Source organism: Sorangium sp. So ce296 (genome assembly GCF_051529605.1).
GTDB lineage: Bacteria > Myxococcota_A > Polyangia > Polyangiales > Polyangiaceae > Sorangium > Sorangium cellulosum_D.
In genome coordinates this window covers 8,040,690-8,061,613 of the sequence record NZ_CP150325.1, presented here as the reverse complement: position 1 = coordinate 8,061,613, position 20,924 = coordinate 8,040,690, and the positions used below count along the sequence as shown (strand labels likewise).

General features: G+C 72.1%; 14 protein-coding genes. 10 read left to right on the top strand and 4 right to left on the bottom strand.

Annotation, left to right across the window (positions count from 1 at the left end):
* Positions 1–2 precede the first annotated feature (2 nt).
* A complete protein-coding gene (locus WME98_RS29810) occupies positions 3–2,180 on the top strand; it encodes an alkaline phosphatase D family protein (protein WP_437945122.1) in 2,178 nt (725 codons plus the stop codon).
* A gap of 37 nt (positions 2,181–2,217) precedes the next feature.
* Here the strand turns inward: WME98_RS29810 and WME98_RS29805 are convergent, their stop codons facing one another.
* Positions 2,218–3,060, bottom strand: coding sequence for a PfkB family carbohydrate kinase (locus WME98_RS29805; RefSeq protein WP_437945121.1), 843 nt, complete (start codon positions 3,058–3,060; stop codon positions 2,218–2,220).
* Positions 3,061–4,008: 948 nt separating this feature from the next.
* Positions 4,009–4,161 (bottom strand): hypothetical protein, encoded by a 153-nt coding sequence (locus WME98_RS29800; protein ID WP_437945120.1) that lies wholly within the window; start codon positions 4,159–4,161, stop codon positions 4,009–4,011.
* A gap of 431 nt (positions 4,162–4,592) precedes the next feature.
* Between WME98_RS29800 and WME98_RS29795 the strand changes: the two genes are divergently transcribed.
* From WME98_RS29795 to WME98_RS29780, 4 genes are all read left to right on the top strand, one after another.
* On the top strand, positions 4,593–7,217 hold the full coding sequence (locus WME98_RS29795) for a M23 family metallopeptidase (RefSeq protein ID WP_437945119.1): 2,625 nt from the start codon (positions 4,593–4,595) through the stop codon (positions 7,215–7,217).
* A gap of 164 nt (positions 7,218–7,381) precedes the next feature.
* Positions 7,382–9,259, top strand: coding sequence for a sensor histidine kinase (locus tag WME98_RS29790; protein ID WP_437945118.1), 1,878 nt, complete (start codon positions 7,382–7,384; stop codon positions 9,257–9,259).
* Entirely contained in the window at positions 9,256–9,987 is a 732-nt protein-coding gene (locus WME98_RS29785; RefSeq protein ID WP_437336225.1) for a response regulator transcription factor, read from the top strand. The genes WME98_RS29790 and WME98_RS29785 overlap by 4 nt, the downstream gene beginning before the upstream one ends.
* 91 nt (positions 9,988–10,078) lie before the next feature.
* Positions 10,079–11,353, top strand: coding sequence for an AgmX/PglI C-terminal domain-containing protein (locus WME98_RS29780; RefSeq protein WP_437945117.1), 1,275 nt, complete (start codon positions 10,079–10,081; stop codon positions 11,351–11,353).
* A 120-nt stretch (positions 11,354–11,473) separates the two neighbouring features.
* On the opposite strand, the gene WME98_RS29775 is transcribed toward WME98_RS29780, so the two are convergent.
* On the bottom strand, positions 11,474–13,003 hold the full coding sequence (locus tag WME98_RS29775; protein ID WP_437945116.1) for a right-handed parallel beta-helix repeat-containing protein: 1,530 nt from the start codon (positions 13,001–13,003) through the stop codon (positions 11,474–11,476).
* Between the two features lie 559 nt (positions 13,004–13,562).
* Between WME98_RS29775 and WME98_RS29770 the strand changes: the two genes are divergently transcribed.
* The 3 genes from WME98_RS29770 to WME98_RS29760 all read left to right on the top strand — a co-directional run bounded on the left by WME98_RS29770 (position 13,563) and on the right by WME98_RS29760 (position 17,973).
* Positions 13,563–14,639, top strand: coding sequence for a DUF4082 domain-containing protein (locus WME98_RS29770; RefSeq protein ID WP_437945115.1), 1,077 nt, complete (start codon positions 13,563–13,565; stop codon positions 14,637–14,639).
* 99 nt (positions 14,640–14,738) lie between these two features.
* A complete protein-coding gene (locus WME98_RS29765; RefSeq protein ID WP_437945114.1) occupies positions 14,739–16,496 on the top strand; it encodes a DUF1592 domain-containing protein in 1,758 nt (585 codons plus the stop codon).
* Between the two features lie 4 nt (positions 16,497–16,500).
* The gene (locus tag WME98_RS29760) at positions 16,501–17,973 is read left to right on the top strand and encodes a DUF1552 domain-containing protein (RefSeq protein WP_437945113.1); all 1,473 of its coding nucleotides are present in this window, start codon (positions 16,501–16,503) and stop codon (positions 17,971–17,973) included.
* A gap of 128 nt (positions 17,974–18,101) precedes the next feature.
* Here WME98_RS29760 and WME98_RS29755 read toward each other — a convergent pair whose 3' ends face one another.
* Positions 18,102–19,448, bottom strand: a complete 1,347-nt coding sequence (locus tag WME98_RS29755) for a hypothetical protein (protein ID WP_437945112.1) — start codon at positions 19,446–19,448, stop codon at positions 18,102–18,104.
* A 152-nt stretch (positions 19,449–19,600) separates the two neighbouring features.
* Here WME98_RS29755 and WME98_RS29750 point away from each other — a divergent pair, with 152 nt between their 5' ends.
* Both WME98_RS29750 and WME98_RS29745 read left to right on the top strand, forming a co-directional pair.
* Positions 19,601–20,614 carry a DUF4423 domain-containing protein gene (locus WME98_RS29750; protein ID WP_437945111.1) on the top strand — a complete coding sequence of 338 codons (1,014 nt, stop codon included), beginning with the start codon at positions 19,601–19,603 and terminating at the stop codon, positions 20,612–20,614.
* On the top strand, positions 20,611–20,814 hold the full coding sequence (locus tag WME98_RS29745) for a hypothetical protein (RefSeq protein ID WP_437945110.1): 204 nt from the start codon (positions 20,611–20,613) through the stop codon (positions 20,812–20,814). The genes WME98_RS29750 and WME98_RS29745 overlap by 4 nt, the downstream gene beginning before the upstream one ends.
* Positions 20,815–20,924: the final 110 nt, after the last annotated feature.

The following is a 20,924-nucleotide window of genomic DNA, read 5'->3' as shown; positions in this document are numbered from 1 at the left end:
CGATGCTGAAGCGCAGAGAGTTCCTTCGAGCCACCCTCGTCACCGCCGGCGCGCTGGTCGTCCCGGCCTGCGGCGATCCCGAGATCGTCAATCCGCTCGGCGCCGAGCCCGGGCGCGAGCTCGCCGACGGGTCGGCGTACTTCCCGCAGTCGATCGCCTCCGGCGACCCTCGCCCCGGCAGCGTCGTCCTCTGGGCCCGCGTGCAGGACGGCGACGAGGATCTCGATCTCGAGGTCGAGGTCGCGACCGACGCCGAGTTCACGCAACGGGTGGCGCTCGACGCCGGGCAGGCGAAGCTGAAGGCGCTCGCGCGGCACGATCACTGCGTCAAGGTGAAGGTCCGCGGGCTCTCGGCGGGCACGGTCTATTACTACCGCTTCATCTACGTGAAGGGCGGCACGGCCTACGTGTCCCGCGTGGGGCGCACCAAGACCGCGCCGGCCGAGGACGACGACGTCAAGGTCCGCTTCGCCTACGTGTCGTGCCAGGACTACATCGGGCGCTTCTACAATACCTACCTGGCGCTCGCCGAGGAGGAGCTCGACTTCTTCGTCCACCTCGGCGACTACGTCTACGAGACGACCGGCGATCCGAGCTTCCAGAGCACCTCCGGGCGCAGCGTCGTCTTCACCGACGCGGCCGGCGCCATCGCCCTCGGCGAGGGCGAGAACGCCTATCAAGCGGCCAGGTCGCTCAGCAACTACCGGGAGCTCTACAAGACGTATCGCTCCGACGCGAACCTCCAGCGGGTCCACGAGCGCTTCCCGATGATCGCCACGTGGGACGATCACGAGTTCTCGAACGACTGCTACGGCGCGACGGCCACCTACTTCGACGACCGGGAGGACGAGACCGACGTGGAGCGCCGCAGGGCCGCGAACCAGGCCTGGTTCGAGTACCAGCCCGTCGATTACGGCGACGACGTCGAGCAGGACCCCGGCGCCTCGCTCCCGGACGATTTCCGCATCTACCGCGACTTCGCGTTCGGCAAGCACGTCCACCTGGTGATGACGGATCTGCGCAGCTACCGGCCGGATCACCTCGTCCCGGAGGGCGCCTTCCCCGGCAAGGTGGTGCTCGACCAGGCGACGCTCATCGAGGAGCTCGAGGAGCTCCCCGAGTTCGCCATGCCCTACGTGGACATCGAGACCTACGAAGGCGGCCTGTACGCCTCGGTCCTCAAGGAGGCCGCGGAGGCCGCCGGCTACGACGCCGCCGACGTGACGGGCGATATCAGCGTGCTCGTCATCAACCAGATCGTCGCCGGCGTGAACGAGGGTTTGCCGGAGGACATGCAGATCCCGCTCATCGACGCCGCGGCCTCGGCGTCCTTCGATCGGGGCATCGCGTACGTGGATCTCGGCAAGTTCAGCGCCCACGGCGCGGTCGGGGCGCGCTACCTCGCGGTCAAGGACACGTTCGAGCTCTACGCCGCCTTCCGTTACAAGGAGACGCAGGGCGCGAGCGAGGACGTGATGGGCGCCGAGCAGGAGGCCTGGTTCCTCGAGACCATGGAAGGCTCGAAGGCGACCTGGAAGATCTGGGGCAACGAGTTCTGCCTGCTCCCGCTCGCCGTCGATCTCTCCCCCTACGCCATCCCCGAGCAGTTCAAGCGCCGCTTCACCATGAACGTCGACGCCTGGGACGGGTTTCCCAACAAGCGGAACGAGCTCCTGAAACGGCTCGTGGACGTGGGCGGCGTCGTGGCGATCACCGGCGACATCCACGCCTTCTACGCGGGGACCGCGGGCCTCGCCGGCGACCCCTCGAAGAAGATCGTCGAGCTCGTGGGCGGCGCGGTCTCGTCGGGCGCCTTCCGCGAGCTGCTGACGAGCCAGGTGACCGGCGATCCGGTGCTGGGCTCGGTCCCGGGGGCCGCGCTGCTCGCCGCCGGCATCGACGATCTGCTCACGTCGGCCGAGACGAAGGTCAACCCGCACCTCGCGCACGCCGACAGCAACGCCCACGGCTACGTGGTGGTCGAGGCGAGCGGGGAAGAGCTCGTGGCCGAGATGCGGCGCATCGGCGCCGCCGACGCGCTGATCGACTACTCGGACAAGCGCGGCGAGCTGGAGATCGGGAGCAAGCGCTTCCGCACCCTGCGCGGGGAGAGCGAGCTCTACCTGCACGACCGCGGCGCCTGGAAGCGCTGGGATCCCGACACGCAGACATGGATCTGAGCCGGCGCGCGCGGAAGGCGCTGGCGCCGCGGCGGGATCACGGCGGGACGAGGGGGATCTGCGTCTCGAGCGGATCGATCCCGCGCAGCACCGCGGCGCCGTGCGGTCCGGCGCGGCGACAGGCCTCCTCGACCGGGAGGCCGTGGGCGAGGTGGAAGGTGAGGGCGCCGGCGAAGCTGTCGCCGGCGCCGTAATCGCCGAGGACGCGGTCGGGCGCGGGCGGCGCGTCGACCAGCGCGGCGCCCCCGGGGCGGAGGACGCGGACCGGGCGCGGGCCGTCGGTGAGGACCAGCGCGCCGGGGCGAGGGTCGTAGGCGTCGAGCGGGGCGTTCTCGCGCGGGTCGGAGGCGCTGCCGAGGACGACGTCGGGCGCGACCGCCGCGGCCCGGAGCGCGGCGCCCCTGCGGGCGGTCACCACGAGGCGGCGGGCGGCGCGCGCGAGGCGCAGGCTCTCGGGGTCGGCGCCGGTGAAGTAGGCGGCGTCGCAGCCGGCGAGGATCGACCAGGGGAGCGGGTCGGTCGCGGCGGGCTGGAGCGGGGCGCCGGTGACGATGATGGTGCGGCGGCCCTCGGCGTCCACGACGACGACCACGCGCGGGTGATCCACGGCGCGCACGGCGGCGTGGACGTGGACGCGGCCCGGCGCGACCCGGATGCGCGCCTCGACGGCGCGCGCCGCGGCGTCGTGGCCGAGCGCCGTGAAGAGGTGTATCTCGGCGTCGCTGCGGCAGAGCTGCGCGAAGGCGAGGCCGCCGCCCCCGCCGGGGAGGAAGCGCGCGTCGAGCAGGTGAACGATGTCGCCCGGCGCGGGGACGCCCTCGGCGCGGCCGAGCGTCACGTGCTCGACGTGGCCCACGACGGCGATGCGCGGCGCTGGCATGGGGGGCGACATAGCACGGCGGCGGCGGGAGGCGGGGGACGCCGGGATTTGGGGCGTGCGTCGAGCATGAAGAATCGCGCACGCGCACGCGCACGCGCACGCAGAGGGAGACGGCAGACGGGGGACGGGGGACGGGGGACGGGGGACGGGGAGGATGGAGGGCGGAGGGAAAGGATGGCGAGGCTGTCAGAAGCCGGAGGGACGCGGCGTAGGAAAGGGGGTGGCCCGAGAACTCATGTGCAGAGGAGATCATCCCCATGTCCCAGGACGCATTCGACAGACCCATTCCTCACCCAGCGTCACGCCTCGCCGCCGCGATCGTCGCGGGCCGCGAGAGGACGGACGCGTCATGAGGCGGCTCGGCAAGAGCGCGCTCCCAGCGGTCCTCGCCGCGCTGGGCATCTGCGCGAGCACGGGCGACGCGCGCGCGGCCGAGGGCGCCACCGCGTTCTGGAACAACGCCTTCGAGGTGCAGGTGGGCGACGGCGCGCTCACCCGCGGCCCGGGCTGGGGGTGGAGCGCCGGCGCGTCGTCGGTCCAGCAGATCGAGGCGGGCGATGGGTTCGTGGAGTTCTCCACGAACGAGGCGGACCGGACCAAGATCGCCGGGTTGAGCCACGGCGATGACAACCAGGCGTTCTGGGACATCGATTACGGGCTGCTCCTGCGCGCCGACGGGGGCGTGGAGATCCTCGAGCAGGGGTCCGGGAAGGGCTACTTCGGGACGTACCAGGCCGGCGACGTCTTCCGCGTCGAGGTGTTCGGCGGCCAGGTGCGCTACCGCAAGAACGGGGTGGTGTTCTACACGAGCGCCACGGCGCCCACCTACCCGCTCGGGCTCGACGCCAGCCTGCACGACGAGGGCGCGACCGTCACCAGCGCCCAGGTCTCGAGCTGCGCTGCCGGGGACACGAGCTGCATGCCGCCGGGGTTCTGGAAGAACGTCCGCTACGCCCCGGCCAACGGGACCTTGCTGACGCGCAGCTCCGGCTGGGGCTGGCACGCCGGAGCCTCGTCGGTCGAGCAGATCGAGGCGGGCGACGGGTTCGTGGAGTTCTCCACGAACGAGGCGAGCCTCCAGAAGATGGCGGGCCTCGGCAACGGCGACGCCGATCAGGGCTTCGGAGACATCGATTACGCCGTCTACCTGCGCGCCGACGGAGGCCTGGAGATCTTCGAGCAGGGAGCTGGGAAGGGCTATTTCGGAACCTACCAGGCCGGCGACGTCTTCCGCGTCGAGGCGTTCAATGGCCAGGTTCGCTATCGCAAGAACGGGCTCGTGTTCTACACGAGCCACACGCCGCCCACCTACCCGCTCGGGCTGGACACCAGCCTGCACGACGAGGGCGCGACCGTCACCAGCGCCCAGGTCGCGAGCTGCGCGGCCGGCGACACGAGCTGCATGCCGCCGGGGCTGTGGAGGAACGTCCGCTACGTCACCGCCAACGGAGGCTTGCTGACGCGCTCCGCCGGCTGGCGGCTGGCACGCCGGGGCCTCGTCGGTCGAGCAGATCGAGGCGGGCGACGGGTTCGTGGAGTTCTCCACGAACGAGGCGAACCTCCAGAAGATGGCCGGGCTCAACCACGGCGACGGCGATCAGGGCTTCGGAGACATCGATTACGCGGTCTACCTGCGCGCCGATGGAGGGCTGGAGATCTTCGAGCAGGGGGCCGGACAGGGGTACTTCGGGACCTACCAGCCCGGCGACGTCTTCCGCGTCGAGGTGTTCAACGGCCAGGTGCGCTACCGGCAGAACGGGATGGTGTTCCACACGAGCAACACGGCGCCGACCTACCCGCTCGGGCTCGACACGAGCCTGCACGACGAGGGCGCGACCGTCACCAGCGCCCAGGTCATGAGCTGCGCGGCCGGCGACGCGAGCTGCATGCCGCCGCAGGAATGGAAGAACGTCCGCTACGCCACGGCGAACGGAGGCCTGCTGACCCGCGACGCCGGCTGGGGCTGGCACGCAGGGGGCTCGTCGGTCGGTCAGATCGAGGCGGGCGACGGCTACGTGGAGTTCTCCACGAACGAGGCGGACCTCCAGAAGATCGCCGGCCTCAGCAACGGCGACGTCGACCAGGGCTACGGGGACATCGATTACGCGATCTACCTGCGCGACGACGGGGGCGTGGAGATCCTCGAGCAGGGGGTCGGACAGGGATACTTCGGGACCTACCAGGCCGGGGACGTCTTCCGCGTCGAGGTGTTCGATGGACAGGTGCGCTACCGCAAGAACGAGCTTGTGTTCCACACGAGCAACGCGGCGCCCACCTACCCGCTCGGGCTCGACACGAGCCTGCACGACGAGGGCGCGACCATCGCCAGCGCCCAGGTCATCAGCTGCGCGCCCGGCGACACGAGCTGCATGCCGCCGGGGCTGTGGAGCGACGTTCGGTACGTCACCGCCAACGGGGGCTTGCTGACGCGCAACGCCGGCTGGGGCTGGCACGCCGGGGCCTCGTCGGCCGAGCAGATCGACGCGGGCGACGGCTATGTGGAGTTCTCCACGAACGAGGCGAACCTCCAGAAGATGGCGGGCCTGAGCCACGGCGACGCCGATCAGGGCTACGGGGACATCGATTATGCGATCTACCTGCGCGCCGATGGAGGCCTGGAGATCTTCGAGCAGGGGATCGGACAGGGCTACTTCGGGACGTACCAGGCCGGCGACGTCTTCCGCGTCGAGGTGTTCAACGGCCAGGTGCGCTACCGCAAGAACGGCCTCGTGTTCCACACGAGCCTGACGGCGCCGACCTACCCGCTCGGGCTCGACACGAGCCTGCATGACGAGGGCGCGACCGTCGCCAGCGCCCAGGTCGTGAGCTGCGCGGCCGGCGACACGAGCTGCATGGCGCCGGGGTTCTGGAAGAACGTCCGCTACGCCCCGGCGAGCGGGAGCTCGCTGACGCGCGCCGCGGGCTGGGGGTGGCACGCCGGGGCCTCGTCCGTGCAGCAGATCGCGTCGGGCGACGGCTACGCGGAGTTCTCCACGAACGAGACGAGCCGGTACAAGATGGCGGGCCTCGGCCACGCCGACACGGATCAGGGTTACGGGGACATCGATCACGCGATCTACCTGCGCGGCGACGGGGGCCTGGAGGTCGTGGAGCACGGCTATGGTCAGGGCTACTTCGGGAGCTACCAGGCCGGCGACATCTTCCGCGTCGAGGTGCAGGGCGGCCAGGTGCGCTACCTGAAGAACGGGACCGTGTTCCACACGAGCAGCGCGGCGCCCACCTACCCGCTCGAGCTGGACACGAGCCTGTACGACGAGGGCGCGACCATCACGAACGCGACGCTCTCGGGCGCCGGCGGCGGGGGGGACCCGACCACCGGCTGCGGCGAGGTGGGGCCCGGCGACGAGCTCAGCGACACGAAGACGCCGACGTTCTGCAATCACCCCACCACGATGCCGAACGGCGATGCGCCGCCCATGGGCCAGTACTTCGGCCACACGTGCACCTCCGTCGTGCTCCAGACCGTCTATTACACGCACACCTCGGGCAACCACAGCGGGCTCGATTTCTCCGTCCCCGCGCGCAGCCCCCTGTACTCGGTCGGCTATGGCAAGGTCATGTGCGCCGGGCCGAACGCCTGCACGAACCGGTACCCCATCGCCCGCGGCGCGCCCTCGCAGATCGATCTCACGATCCGCTATGGCTCGGTGTACGTCATCTACGGCCACGCCGCGTCGAGCCTCGTCGCGGAGGGTGATCTCGTCGTCCCGGGGCAGGAGATCGGCGAGTCGTCGGACTGGCCGAACAACGACCACCTGCACTTCGAGGTCCGCCGCGTCGCCGACAACAAGGCGCCGAATCCGGTGCCGTTCTTCTCGCAGGACCTCCGGAGCTATCTCGAGGGCACCGTCACCGACGCGCACTTCTGCACGGGGCACTTCGACGATCAGGCGGACGTGGGCTTCACGTCGCACACCCAGCTCGACGAGCGGCCGTGCACCGACGCGAACGACGGGACGACCGGACCGATCCGCTGCGAGGGGGTGTGCACCCAGTACAGCATCGAGGACTGCGAGGTGAAGACCTACCCGAACGGGCGCAAGGAAGTGCACGAGTACTGCAGCGTCTTCAGCTGCGGCGGAGGCGCCTTCGTCTGCGGGCTCCGCCGGAACACGGCCGCCCAGGCGTGCCAGTGACGCCCGCGCCGTGACGCCGCCCATCCACCCCGCCTGCTGAGCCGAGCTCGCCGGCGCCCATTCTCGGCTCCCGCCGAGGCGCGCGCTCCGCCGGCGGCGAGGAGGCGGCCGCGCCCCCCCCCGCCCGTGACACTCCGGTGACCTTCCCGTGCGATCCTGCGCCCGTGCTCTCCCCTCGGGCCAGCCGCCTGCGCGACTGGGCGCTCTTCGCCGCCGCCGCGAGCGTCCCCGCGATCTGCGTCGGCGTCCTCGGCCTGCGCGCCGTCTCCAACGAGGCCGACGGCGCCCGCCGCGAGGTGACGCTCGGGCTGGCCACCGCCTCCGCGCGCCTGTCGCGCGCCATCGACCAGGAGACCGACCGCGCCGAGGCCGCCCTCGCCGCCCTCCCCCTCACCGACCCCCTCATCGGCCCCCTTACCCACCCCACCGGCCCCCCCGAGGCCGCCGCGGCGGCGCTCGCCGAGATCGCGCCGCCGTTCGCCGCGCCGGTGCTGCTCGCGCCGGATCGCTCCGTGCTGCTGCCGCCCCAGGCCGCGCCACAGGCCGCACCCGCGCCCGACGGGTGCGCCGCGCTCGCCCGCGCCGCCGCCGGGCCGGACGCTCAGGCCCGCGCCGCCGCGCGGCGCGACTTCCTCGCGCGCTGCGCCGAGGCCCGCTCGCCCGCGGGGCGGTGGCTCTGGCCCGTCCTCGCGCTCGACGCCGCGGCCGATCGCGCCGTCGACCAGGGCACCGTCGCCGCGTGGCTCGAGGCGCACGCGGCGGGGCTCTCCGAGCCGGAGCGGAAGGCCGCCGCGCTCGAGGTCGACGCCGCGCTCTCGGGCGAGCCGCGCGAGCGGGCGCGCGCGGCCCTCGCGGCCCCGCGCCCCGAGCGGGACGCGCTCGTCGCCGAGCTCCGGCGCGGAGGCCTCGACGCCGCGCTGCGCGCGCGCCCCGACGCGCGCGGGCTCGTCTCCTTCCGCGCGGGCGCCGCCGCGGGCGCGCTGCGGGCGCTCCCGGACGGGCGCTCCGTCGGCTTCGTCATCCACGCGAGCTCGCTCGCCGGCTGGCTCCGCGGCGACGCGCGCCCGCTGCCGCCCGACGTCCGCGCCGACGTCCTCGCCGGGGCCGCCGCCGCGGGGGCCGGCCGGGCGCCCGTCGCGCCCGAGCTCGGCGGCGCGCCCGCGGCCCTCCTGCCGATCGCGCCGGAGCTCGCCGTGCGGCTCTCGCCCGCGGACCCGGCGGCCGTCGAGCGGCACGCGGCGCGCGGCAAGCGGCTGCTCGTCGGCGTCGGCGCCGCCGCCACGGCGCTCGCCCTCGGGCTGGCCGCGCTCCTGTTCGCGCGCATGCGCGCCGCCCGGCGCTCCAGCGAGCTGCGCACCGACTTCGTCGCCGCCGTCTCCCACGAGCTCCGGACGCCGATCGCGTCGGTGCGCATGCTCTCGGAGCTGCTCGAGGAGGGGCGGCTCTCGCCCGACGAGCACCGCGAGGTGTTCGAGGCGCTCGGCCGCGAGTCGCGGCGGCTCGGCGAGACCGTGGAGCGGCTGCTCGGCTTCAGCCGGATGATGGCCGGACGCGCGGCCGCCGAGCGCGCCCCGGCCCGCGTCGCCGAGGCGGTCGCGGCCTCCATCGACACGTTCGAGGAGCGGAACCCGGAGATGCCCAAGGTCGTGCGCGATCTCGACCCGGCCGCGGAGGCGAGCATCGACGCGGGCCAGATCCAGCTCGCCGTCGACAACCTCCTCGCCAACGCTTTGAAGTACGCGCCGCTCGCCGCCCCCTACCGCGTGCGCGTCGCCCGCGAGCGGGGCGGCGTCGCGATCGCCGTCGAGGACCGCGGCCCGGGCATCGCCCGGCGCGACCAGCGCCGCATCTTCGAGCCGTTCGAGCGCGCCGACGACCGGCTGAGCCGCGCCGTCTCCGGCAGCGGCATCGGGCTGTCGCTGGTCCGGCACGTCGCCCGCGCGCACGGCGGCGGCGCCCGCGTCGACAGCGAGCCGGGCCGCGGCGCCGCGTTCACCCTGTGGATCCCGGGCCCCCGAGGACCGAAGGAGCAGACGCCATGACCCAGAAGACGCCCGAAGGCAGGCTGGAGACCGTCCTCGTCGTCGAGGACGACCCGACGCTGCGCCTCGGCCTCCAGAAGACGCTGCGCTCCGCGGGCTTCCGCGTCGAGGTGGCGAAGACCGGCGCCGAGGGGCTGTCGATGGCGCTCGCCGCGCGGCCCGACCTCGTGTTGCTCGACGTGATGCTGCCCGGGCTGAACGGCTTCGAGATCTGCGAGGAGCTCCGCCGGCACGACGCCGACCTGCCCATCCTGATGGTCACCGCCAAGGGCGAGGAGCAGGACAAGGTGCGGGGGCTCCGGCTCGGCGCGGACGACTACATCGTCAAGCCGTTCGGCGTCTCCGAGCTCCTCGCCCGCGTCGACGCGGCGCTGCGGCGGCGGCGGCTCGGCGAGGCCGAGCGCGCCGTCGTGCGGTTCGCGGAGGTCGTCATCGACTTCCGCGCCCACCGCGTGGAGCGGCGCGGGGCGCCGGTCGAGCTCACGGCGCTCGAGATGAAGCTCCTCCGCTTCTTCGTCGAGCGCGAGGGCGCGCTCCTGCCGCGCCAGCGCATCCTCGACGCGGTCTGGGGCGCGGACTACTTCGGCACCGATCGCACGGTCGACAACTTCATCAACCGGCTGCGCGCGAAGCTCGAGCCCGACCCGAGATCGCCGCGGCACCTCGTGACCGTGCGTGGCGCCGGCTACCGGTTCACCCGCGCTCCGGCGCCGGAGACAGAACGGTGACATGGCGAAGACGGAGCCAACAAGGCCAGTGTGCAGACTCCCCCTCACGCGCCGCCGCAAACGGGCCGCGCGCAGGAGGACATCGATCGTCATGAACATCATCCATCGCTCCGCCGCCGCCGCCGTCGCCCTGGGCCTGATCTCGCTCGCCTCGTGCGTGGAGGGGCCGGAGACCGCCGCGCCGGGCGCCGAGGCGCGCGTCGACCTCGCCGCCGGCGCGGACAGGCGGCCCGACGCCTCGCTCGCGATCGAGCAGGCCGAGCGCCGGCTCGACGCGGGCCGGGAGATCGCCGCCGCGCGGCAGGCGCTCTCCGAGGTGCTCGCCGATCCGGCGCTGACGCGGGATCAGCGCGATCAGGCGAGGCTCGCGATGAGCCGGGTGCTCGAGGCGGAGGGCGACCGGGAGGCCGCGATCGCCGCCGTGGAGTCGATGCTCGGCGAGCACGCCGTCGACGAGCCCTGGCCGCTCCAGCGGGCCGCCGAGCGGCGCCTGCGCCTCCTGGTCACCGGGAGCGAGGAGAAGCCGCTGCCGGACGAGCCGGCCGACGCGGAGCAGGCGTCGCCGTTCGCCCGCGCGCTCGCGCGGTATTTCCCCGTGCCGGAGTCGGGCCCCCGGGAGCTCACGGTCACCGTGCTCACGTTCGGCGGGAACCGGGAGGCGAGCGAGCGCCTCAAGACCTTCGCGATCCCGACCGCGATCCGAGCGCTCCGGCAGGAAGCCTGCCCGCGTTGCGACAAGGTGTCGATCAACCGCATGTCGCACGGGACCGACGGCTGGACCCAGATCCCGGCGGCCCGGCCGCTGCTCGGGTCGAGCCTCGCGGTCTTCTACTTCGATCTCGGCAACCAGCGCATCCCCGCGCGGTACGACGCGGACCTGCCGCTGCCCACGGCGGACATCGTCGCGCGGCTCGAGAAGGGCGAGGGGCTCATCGCGGTGCGCGAGCGCGCCGGGGCGCCGCCCGCGATCCTGATCGCCGCGCCGCGGAGGGCGCAGCTCCCCGCGGTCGAGGAGGCGCTCGCCGCGATGGCGGAGGTGCCCGCCGGGCCGATCGCGGTGCCGCTGCCGGACGGCCTCACGCCGGCGGAGATCCAGGCCGTGGTGCGGAGCGCCTTCCCGGCGTACCGGACCTGCTACGACGCGCTGCTCGCGCGGCGCCCGGACGCGGCGGGGAAGATCCCGCTCTCGTTCGCGATCCACGGCGACGGGACGGCGGCCGACGTCCAGGTCGACGCGGCGGCGGCGACGCTGCGCGACGCGACGACGGACCGTTGCATGGTGGAGGCGACGAGGGGGCTGCGGTTCCCGGCGATCGGGAAGAAGACCACGGTCGTCTATCCGATCGAGTTCTCGCCTGGCGGCTGAGGGAGGGCCGGTGACCGGGGCGGGCGCGCCGGCGTCGATGCGCCGCGGCGCCCGCCTCGCGAGCGTGGCTGGGCGCGGCGCGCCGCGCATCGACGCCGGCGCGCCCGCCCGCCCTCCAGCTTATTGCGCGAACGCGCCGATGGTGAGCTTCGCGCCGTCGCTGCGCCGCTTGGCCTGCTGGTGCGGCTCGTACTGGTAGTCGACCGCCGGGAGGCCTTCGAGCGCCGCGCCGGCCTCGATGAGCGGCGCGCCCGAGGCCGGGATGAAGTCGTGGCTCGCCGCCGAGGCGAACGCCGGGTCGACGCCGAAGATCGAGCTCTCCAGGCCGTCCACCCTCCCGATCACCTTCGGGCCCGGCACGGGGTCGAACGCCGTCCACCCCTTCCTCACCCAGTTGCCGGCGAGGACGAGCACCCCGGCCGCCACGTCGTCGCGATCCCCGAGGAAGGTGACCGCGCGGATGTCCGTCGGCTCCTGGGTGCTGGCGAACACGTTGTTGCGCGCGTGGATCCGCTCGTCGTTGGTCGAGGCCTCGAACACCGCGGAGCGCTGGTAATCCCGGTAGGTGTCGTTCTTGACGAAGACGGTGTTGGAGAAGAAGTGGAGCGTGCCCTTCCGGTAGTACTCCTTCTCCCCGCTGTCCCCGCCGTAGTGGATCATCGACGCGCCGTAGCCGGTGCGCAGGAGCACGTTGCCGTAGATGAAGGTCTCGTGGAACGACGGCAGCGCGACCGAGTCGGTCGCCTCCTGCGCGTCGACGAGGTCGATCAGGTGAGCGCCGTCCTCGATCCAGTTGTACCGGATCACGACGCCGGCCGAGCGCTCCTTGATGTTGTTGCCGTTCCCGCCGCGCGTGGGGCCGAAGCGGTTGAACTGGTAGATGACGTTCGACGCCTCGTTGTAGACGTTGTGCTCGTTGTAGTCGCTCAGACTGCCGTTGTCGTGGATGTAGTTCGACTCGATGAGCACGTTCTCGGTGAGGATGTCGCCGCCGGCGGTGCCGACGAAGAGCCCGTTGGCGTTCTCGTGCACCTCGCAGGCGCGGATGGTCACGTGGTCGCCGCGCTCCACGAAGATGCCGGCCGCGTTGTTCGCGTAGGACGCCGCCGACCCCGACTTGTCGGTGAAGCGGTGGGGGGGCGAAGCGTTCTTGATCTCGAGCCCCTCGATGACGATGTGGCTTGGATCGAGATCGTACGGGTCGTCATGCTTGTGCCCGACGATGATGAGCCCCCGCACCTGGTGGCCGTCGAAGGGGAAATCGAGCTCGGGCCGGGTGGTGGCGCCCTCGCCGTCGATCACCGGCAGCTCGCCGTTCGGCCCAGGGACGCCGCAGAGCCGGATCGGCTGCTCCGCCGTGCCCTGGCCGCCGAGCATGATCTTCTCGTGGTACCCCTCGGCGCGCCAGAAGACGCGCACCGTGTCGCCGGCCGCGAGCGTCTCGAACGGCACGTCGCCGAGCGCCTCGAACGCCTTGCCGGGACCGACCTGGAAGTCCCGGCCGCTCCCGACGTGCGTGCAGTCGATGCTGACCGGCGGGATGTTGACCGGCGGAGGGAGGGTCACCGGTCCGTCCGCCGTCGCTCCACCGAGCTCGCCGGTACACCCGGCCGTGAGGAGCAACCCGATCGCGCAAGCTCGAATTTTCACAGAAGCGTCCTCCTCGTCATGGGCTACAAAAGCTCCACTGTAATTTTTCAGAGACACGGTGAGGCATTCTCGCCGTGGCGAGGCAAGATGACACAACATTGCCGGTTGTCATGCGACCAGACACTGCTGTGGTGGCAGATCCTGCGCTTCCGGTAGCAGGATGTAATCCAGCCTGGGCGCTACGCGGCTTCCGCGGCCTCGTCACGGCGCGCGCCGACCACCGAGGATGGCAGTGTGCTGGCGACGAGCTGTCGAATCACCCAGAGCGAGAGGACACCGAGAGAGGAATATTCCTGAGCGCTCTCGGCGCCCCTGACCTCTCGGCGGCTCGCATCATCGGCCTCTTGTTCACTGGTTTCGAGGCGATGACGTGCGCCATGCACGGTGTGCATGCATCGCATGCGGCCTATGAGTTGGCTCGCACCGATGAGCTGGTTAGTTATCCAACCACGGAGACGAGCCCTGGCTCGGCGCTCGCTCGAACCCTGCCTTCGGCGGGTCGACGGGCGCGCCGCACAGCACGGCTCGACAATTCCTGAGAGAATCCGTTAGGAGGACCATGCGCCCGAGTCCGCTGTTTTCCGCGCCCGTCGTGCTCACCGCGCTCGCCCTTGGGGGCGTCGCGCTCGCCTCCGCGCCTGGGTCGATCTTCACGACCCAGACGCCTGCCGTCTTCGCCAACGACGGTTTTTACGAGCTGGGCACCCGTTTCCACACGCTCCGCGACGGCAACATCACCAAGGTACGGATCTACACGAACGCCGCCGAGAGCGGCGCCCACGCGGTGCGGATCTGGGGCCTCGGCGCGGACGCGCCCCTCGCCTCCCACACGTGGAACATCCCCGGTGGGACCGCTGGATGGAAGGAGTTCACGCTGCCTGCACCGGTGCGGGTCGCGGCCAACAGGACCTATACGATCTCGGTGTCGACCAGCGGAGATCACTGGTACGCTGCTACGAATGGAGGGTTCAACGCCCCGATCGTGAACGGCGATCTCGTCACCGAAGTCGGCAGCGGCGTCTACGGCACCTCGGCCGGCGAGAGGCCCTGGATGGTGTACAAGAACAGCAACTATTTCCGCGACGTCGTGTTCGAGCCGGCGCCGCCGAGCGCGTTCGCCGACGATTTCGAGGACGGCGATCTCGACGGCTGGGACCAGTCCTACGCGGGCTTCCTCATCACGACGGACGGGACGAACAAGGTGCTGTCGTACTCGACCACCGACTCGAACGCCAAGCTCTTCCCCGAGGCGACCAACTGGCAAGACTCGGTCGTGGAGGCCAGGATCAAGATCCCGAGCTGGTCGGGCCCGGGGAGCGTGGGGCTCAACTCGAGGTACAACATCTATGAGCTCGACCGGTATACCTTCATGTACAAGAGCACGGGCGAGCTCGAGATCGCCGTGCGCGATCTCGATGTGGTCGTGTCGTCCGTGTCGAAGCCGCTCACCCTGGCCCCGGGGACGTGGCACACCTTCAAGGCGGTGACGGTCGGAACCACGCTCGAGTTCTATATCGACGGGGTGCTGGAGCTGACCACCACGGACACGACCTACGCCGCCGGCACGTCCGGGGTCGAGGTCCTCCGGCAAGGGGGCGCGGCGTATTTCGACGACGTCTCGATCACCGCGCCATGAGTAGGCACCGCGCCGTGATTGGGCGCCGCGCCGTGAGGGCGCGGCGCTGCGATCCCGTCCCTAGCTTTCTCTTGCTCTGACCGCGCGAGGACCGAAGCCATGAAGCGAACGAAGCCGGACGGCGTGATCCCCCTCGAAGAACTCCGACGCTCGGCCGCGCGCCGGCGGCGCGGGGCGGCGCTCCTCGGCGCGGGCGCCCTCGCGGCGTCGGGCGCGCTCTCGGGCTGCGTCGGCGACGTCGGCGGCGACCGCGACGGGCGCGACGGGGCGCCGGGCGACAGCGGGCTCGTCGACGTCGCCAGCGCGGGCATGCGCCGGATGACGCCGGAGCAGTTCACGAGCTCGATGCGCGACCTGTTCGGCGATCCGGGGCTCGAGCTCGACCTCGACCCGGACGCGGGCGAGGTCGCGTCCCTCCTCGCCGTGGACAAGCTCAACGCCGCGGCGGAGGCGATCGTCGCGCGGCGCGCGTCGTGGGGGACCCAGGTGTTCCCGTGCGACACGCGCGGCGCCGACGACGAGGCGTGCGTGGACGGCTTCGTACGGACGTTCGGGCGCCGCGCCTTCCGGCACACGCTCGACGAGGCCGAGGTCGCGATGCTCAAGGGTCAGTTCGCCCGGGCGCGGGAGGAGCAGTCGTTCGAGGACGCCCTCCTCGTCGTGCTCAAGACCATGATCCAGTCGCCCAACCTCTATTATTTCGTCGAGCTCGGCCGCGACGGGGACGGGGGCGACGCCCTCGCCTCCGGCGTCCGCCCGCTCACGGGGTGGGAGCGGGCGTCGCGGCTGTCGTATTTCCTCTGGAACACGACGCCGGACGACGCGCTGCTCGACGCCGCCGAGTCGGGCGCGCTCGACTCGGCGGAGGGCGTGCGCGCGCAGGCGGAGCGGCTGCTCGCGCACGACCGCGCCCGCGCCACGGCGAAGCGCTTCTTCGCCGATTGGCTAGAGCTCGACGGCACCAACAAGCACGCTTCGCTCGAGAACGCGCCGAAGAGCCCCGAGCTCTACCCCGAGGACTCCCCCGCGCTGCGCGCCGCCATGCGCGCCGAGATCGAGGCGCTCGCCGAGCGCGTGCTCTTCGAGGGGGACGGCCGCTTCGAGACGCTGCTCACGACCACGGACGCGTACGTCAACGGGCCCCTCGCCGCGCTCTACGGGGTGGAGGGCCCCGCGGGCGACGGCGCGTTCGCGTGGGTCTCGCTCCCGGCCGATCAGCGCGCGGGGATCTTCACGCGGGCGGCCTTCCTGAGCGTGTTCGGCAGCGTCGAGGTCAAATCGCCGATCCGCCGCGGCGCGTACATCCTGAAGGAGGTGCTCTGCCGCCCCCTCGGCCCCCCGCCGCCCAACGCGAGCGACGTGCCGGTCAAGGGCGGCGCCGTCGAGGAGGACGGCGCGCTGGTGCACAGGACGATCCGAGAGGACGTCGAGGCCAAGACGTCGAGCGAGACCTGCGCGAGCTGCCACAAGGCCATCAACCCGATCGGGTTCGCGTTCGAGCGTTACGACGCGCTCGGGCGCTGGCAGGCGCAGGAGACGGGCGGGGACGAGGAGAACACGTACGCGCTCGACATCGACGCGCGCGGCGTCCTCCCGGCGCTCGGTCCGGACGAGGAGAGCGTGGAGGTCGACGGCGGGGTCGAGATGTCCGCGGCGCTCGCGGCGAGCGCCGCGGCGCGCGCTTGCCTCACGAGGCACTTCTTCCAGACGGCGCTCCGGCGCGTCCCCGTCGACCAGGATCTCGCGTCGGTCGAGGCGGCCACGCCCGCGCCCGAGAGCGGCGGCAGCCTGCGCGACCTGATCCTCGACCTCACGACGAGCAATGCCTTCTTGCACCTGCGAAAGCCCGAGGGGTGAGCCCATGAACCGCGCCGCATTCAGCCGAAGGAATTTCCTCCGAACCGCGACCGGCCTGTGCATCGCGCTGCCGTTCCTCGAGGCGACCCACGGCGCCGTCTGGGCCGCGGACGGCAGGGCCAGGCGGTTCATCGTGTTCTTCAGCCACGGCGGCACGATCACGTCCCGCCACAACTCGGGGGAGCTGGGCGATCCGTGGAAGCCGGGCGCCTGGAGCATGCTCGACCTCTGGCGCCCGGGCGGCGAGGGGCAGGCGCTCGAGGTCCTCGGCGAGGAGATGGCCGCGCTCGAGGGCCACAAGGGCGATCTCACCTTGCTCCGCGGCGTCGACGACGCCGCCGGGTACGTCCAGGGAGACTACGGCGGGCACCACGGCTGCTCGAACGCGACCGTGCTCACGTGCGCCGACACGACCTCGGGCGGCGACGACGCCAGGGCGCGCGGCCCGTCGATCGATCAGGTGCTCGCGGAGCGGCTCGCCGCCGAGCGCCCGACGCCCTTCTCGTCCATCGATCTCATGGTCGACGGGCACAACTACGGAGAGCCGCTGTACCGCGCGTCGGGCGAGCCGTTGTCCACCGAGAAGGACCCGACGAGCGCCTTCGACCGGCTCTTCAAGGACGTCACGGAGACCGGTTCGGGTCCGACGCCCGAGCAGCTCCGGATCCGCGCTCAGCGCAAGAGCGTGCTCGACGGGGTGAGCGAGCACCTCGCGGCCTTGAAGGGGCGCGTGAGCGCGAGCGACAGGCACCTGCTCGACGCGCACGCGGAGCACATCCGCAGCCTGGAGAAGAAGCTCGAAGGCGTCGCCAACCTGGCGGCGTGCACGAAGCCGGACGTCGGCGGCGCGCCCGTGTACCAGGGATACGGGTCCTACACGGGAGGAGGGATCAAGGAGGCCGCGCCGCTCCTTGTCGACATCCTCCTGCACGCGCTCCGCTGCGGGCTCACGAACGTCGCCACGTTCCAGATCGCCGACGTCCTGACGAGCTGGCTGCCTCAGCCCTACAACACCGACCTGGGCCACAGCCTCGGCCACGCCGGCCTCGACGTCGGCCCGAACGGCGCGGAGCCCGACAAGCTCGAGGACTGGCGCGCGACCATCCTCGCGAACCGCGGCTGGCGCATGGAGATCTTCGCGCGCCTGCTCGACGGGCTGAAGAGCACCCCCGAGGGCGACGGCACGATGCTCGACAACAGCGTCGTGCTGTTCACGAGCGAGTTCGGGTGCGGCGGCGCGCACTCGCCCCGCGACATCCCGGTCCTGCTCGCCGGCAAGGCCGGCGGCAGGTGGCAGGGCGGACGGCACGTCAATTACAACAAGCGCGCGGGCGAGGATCCTGGGCAGTCCGCGTACGAGACGGACGTGTCGATGCACAACGTCTACACGTCGATCCTGCGCGCGTTCGGCTACGAGGACGCGCACTTCGGGAACGACACCGCGTACAAGAAGGGGCCTTTGGCGGAGCTGCCGTGAGGGCGCGCCGCGCGAGGCGCGGACGTGTACCGGCCGCGCCTGGCCCCTTAGCTCCGTGCGTCAGAAATCCCGCTCGGACCCCGTACCTGCTCCTCCACCGCGCGGCGCGCGCAGCTCACGTCAACGGCTCAGGGCGCCCAGGTGCCGCCGCCGAGCTCGGTGATGTCGATGCCCTCGCACCCGCCGCCGGGGTTCGAGGCGGGATCGCTCACGCACTCGGGCACGGTGAGGCCGAGCACCTTCAGCGCGCCGGTGCTGCTGCCGCCGGTGAACGTGCCGCGCACGGCGGACGACGCCTCGTCGTAGCCGCTCACGTCGAAGCCGGTGATCCCGTACGTCGCCTCGAAGTCGTCGGGCGCGACGCCGCGCAGGTGCACGCTCTGGAACGAGGCGTCGACGAGGCGCCCCTCGGCGTCGGCGAGCGCGTACACGTCGACGTCGGTCTCGAGATCCACGCGGCCGTCCTCGGTCACGAGGTGGAGGCGCGCCGGGATGCGCACGCCCGCCTCGTCGAACTCCCCTCCGAGCGACACGCACGCGACGTCGTCCGCCGCCTCGAGCGACAGCGCGATCCGCGTCGTCGTCCCGGGGTCCCAGGTGAACGTCGCCGCGACCTCGGCGTTCTCCGCCAGCACGTCGGCGGCGGAGAACGCGAGCAGCGCGGTGTCGAGGGGCAGCGGCAGGCCGCCTCGGGCGCACGTCTCGGCGGTCGGCCACGACGCGAACGAGCGGAACCCCGCGCCTGTCACCTCACCGTCCGAGTACTCCAGCCGCGCGCCGATCGATCCCCACGAGGCGCCGGCCGCCATGCCGCCGCGGATGGTGAGATCGGCCAGCGCCCAGCCCTCCCTCTGCGGCGTGAAGACCAGCGACCCGGAGAGCGCGTCGGGATCGAGCTCGGCCTCGAGGGCGACGTGGCGCGGATCCGACGACGAGAGGATGGCGGGCACCGTCTCCGCGAGCGCGCCGCCGCTCGTCGCGATCGTCAGCTCCACGTCGATCTCGATGCGGCTCTTGCACAGGTCGCCGGCGATCGCGGGGCCGCCCTCCGTTTCGTCTTCGTCGTTCGACCCCCGGGGCCGCGACTCGACGAACCGCGACTCGACGAACCGGATCGCGCCGCCGCCGTGGGCGACGTCGATCGTGATCTCGCCTTCGCCCTGCTCGGGGCCGGCGTTCACCATGTCGCCGGGTGGCGCCCACACGATAGGGCTCTCGAACGTCCCCTCGGCCTGGGCCAGCACCTCGCCGGCGGTGAAGCCGAGCGCGGTGGCCTCCTCGAGCGAGCCGACGACGATGGATGTCTCCTCGCAGGCGCCGTCGCCGGTCCCGAGGCCGTCGTGACCGGTCTGGCTGCCGCCCTGGGGGGCGGTGCACGCCGCCGCGAGGAGCGCGGCGACGACGAGGAGACCGCGCCCACCGGCGCGAACGGACGAGTGACGAAGCGAAGACGAGCGACGAAGTGAAGACGACACGGCGACCTCCCGGGCGCGCGCGTCACGCGGCGCCTCATGCGGTTCGAGACCAGCTGCGATCACGATGCTGTGCCTCGACCCCGTCTGTCGCAAGGGCCGTTTCGCACATATCGTGTGGTCGGGCGGCCCTCCAGTGTGCAAACCTCCAAGACATGAACAACCTCGATCTCGACGTCCTCGCGAGCGAGCTCCTGCGCGCCGTGCGGGGAAAACGCTCGCAGCGCGCGTTCAGCCGCCGGCTCGGGTACCGCACGAACATCGCGTACACGTGGGAGTCGGGGCGCAGCTTTCCGACGGCGGCGAAGGCGTTCGCAGCGGCGGAGCGGGCGGGGGTCGACACCGCCGCCGCGATCGCCCGCTTCTTCGGCGCCGCGCCGCCGTGGCTCGCGCGGGCTTCGCTCGGAACCCCGGAGGGCGTGGTGCAGCTCCTCGGCGAGCTGCGGGCCGGGCGCACCATCGTGGAGATCGCGCGGAGCGCGGGGCGGAGCCGCTTCGCGGTCGCGCGCTGGCTGCAGGGCGACGCCGAGCCGCGCCTCCCGGACTTCCTCCGCCTCGTCGACGTGTGCTCGCTGCGCCTCCTCGACTTCCTGGCGACGCTCGTCGACCCCCGGGCCCTGCCGAGCGCGCGCGCGGCGTGGAAGCAGCTCGAGACGCGCCGGCGCGCGGCCTACGAGGTCCCGTGGTCGCAAGCGGTGCTCCTCGCGCTCGAGCTGCGCGCGTACGAGGAGCTGCCGCGGCACCGCGACGGGTGGATCGCCGAGCGGATCGGCATCACGCCCAAGGAGGAGCGCGAGTGCCTCGCGCTCCTCGAGCGCACCGGACAGATTCACCTGGTCGGCCGCAAGTACGCGATCGCACCGTCGCGCACGGTGGACACGCGGCGCGATCCGAAGGCGGCGCACCAGGTGAAGGTGTGGTGGAGCCAGCGCGCGGTGGAGCGGCTCGAGCTCGGCGCGCCGGGGCCGAGCTCGTACAACCTGTTCACTGTCTCCGCGCCCGACCTCGAGCGCCTGCGCGAGCTGCACCGCGCGTATTTCCAGCAGATGCGCGCCATCGTCGCGGCGTCGCAGCCGTGCGAGCGGCTCGTGCTCGCGTGCGCGCAAATGCTCGACCTCTCGGTCCAGCCGGCGCCGGCGATCAGCGGCGGATCGCCAGCACCGGCGTGAAGACCGCGCGCCGCCGGGCGACGGCGAGCTCGGTGCCCTGGCGGGCGTGCTTCCACTTCACGGCCCCGCCGGCCTACCTGACCGAATCCGGGTGCGGGGCGGTGAACGTGCTGCTGTTCCTGGCGGTGATCGCGCTCTCCGTGTTCCGGCCGTCGCTGAGCCTGGCCAAGGGGGATCTCCCCGCGATGCATGCGAGGTGATAGGCGGCATCCACCTCCCGTCTCCCGCCTCCGCCGAACGGGTCGGGGGAGCGAGCGCCGGTCTGCCCCCCTGGCGCGGCCTGCGCGATCGTGTATCCTCGGCGCGGCCG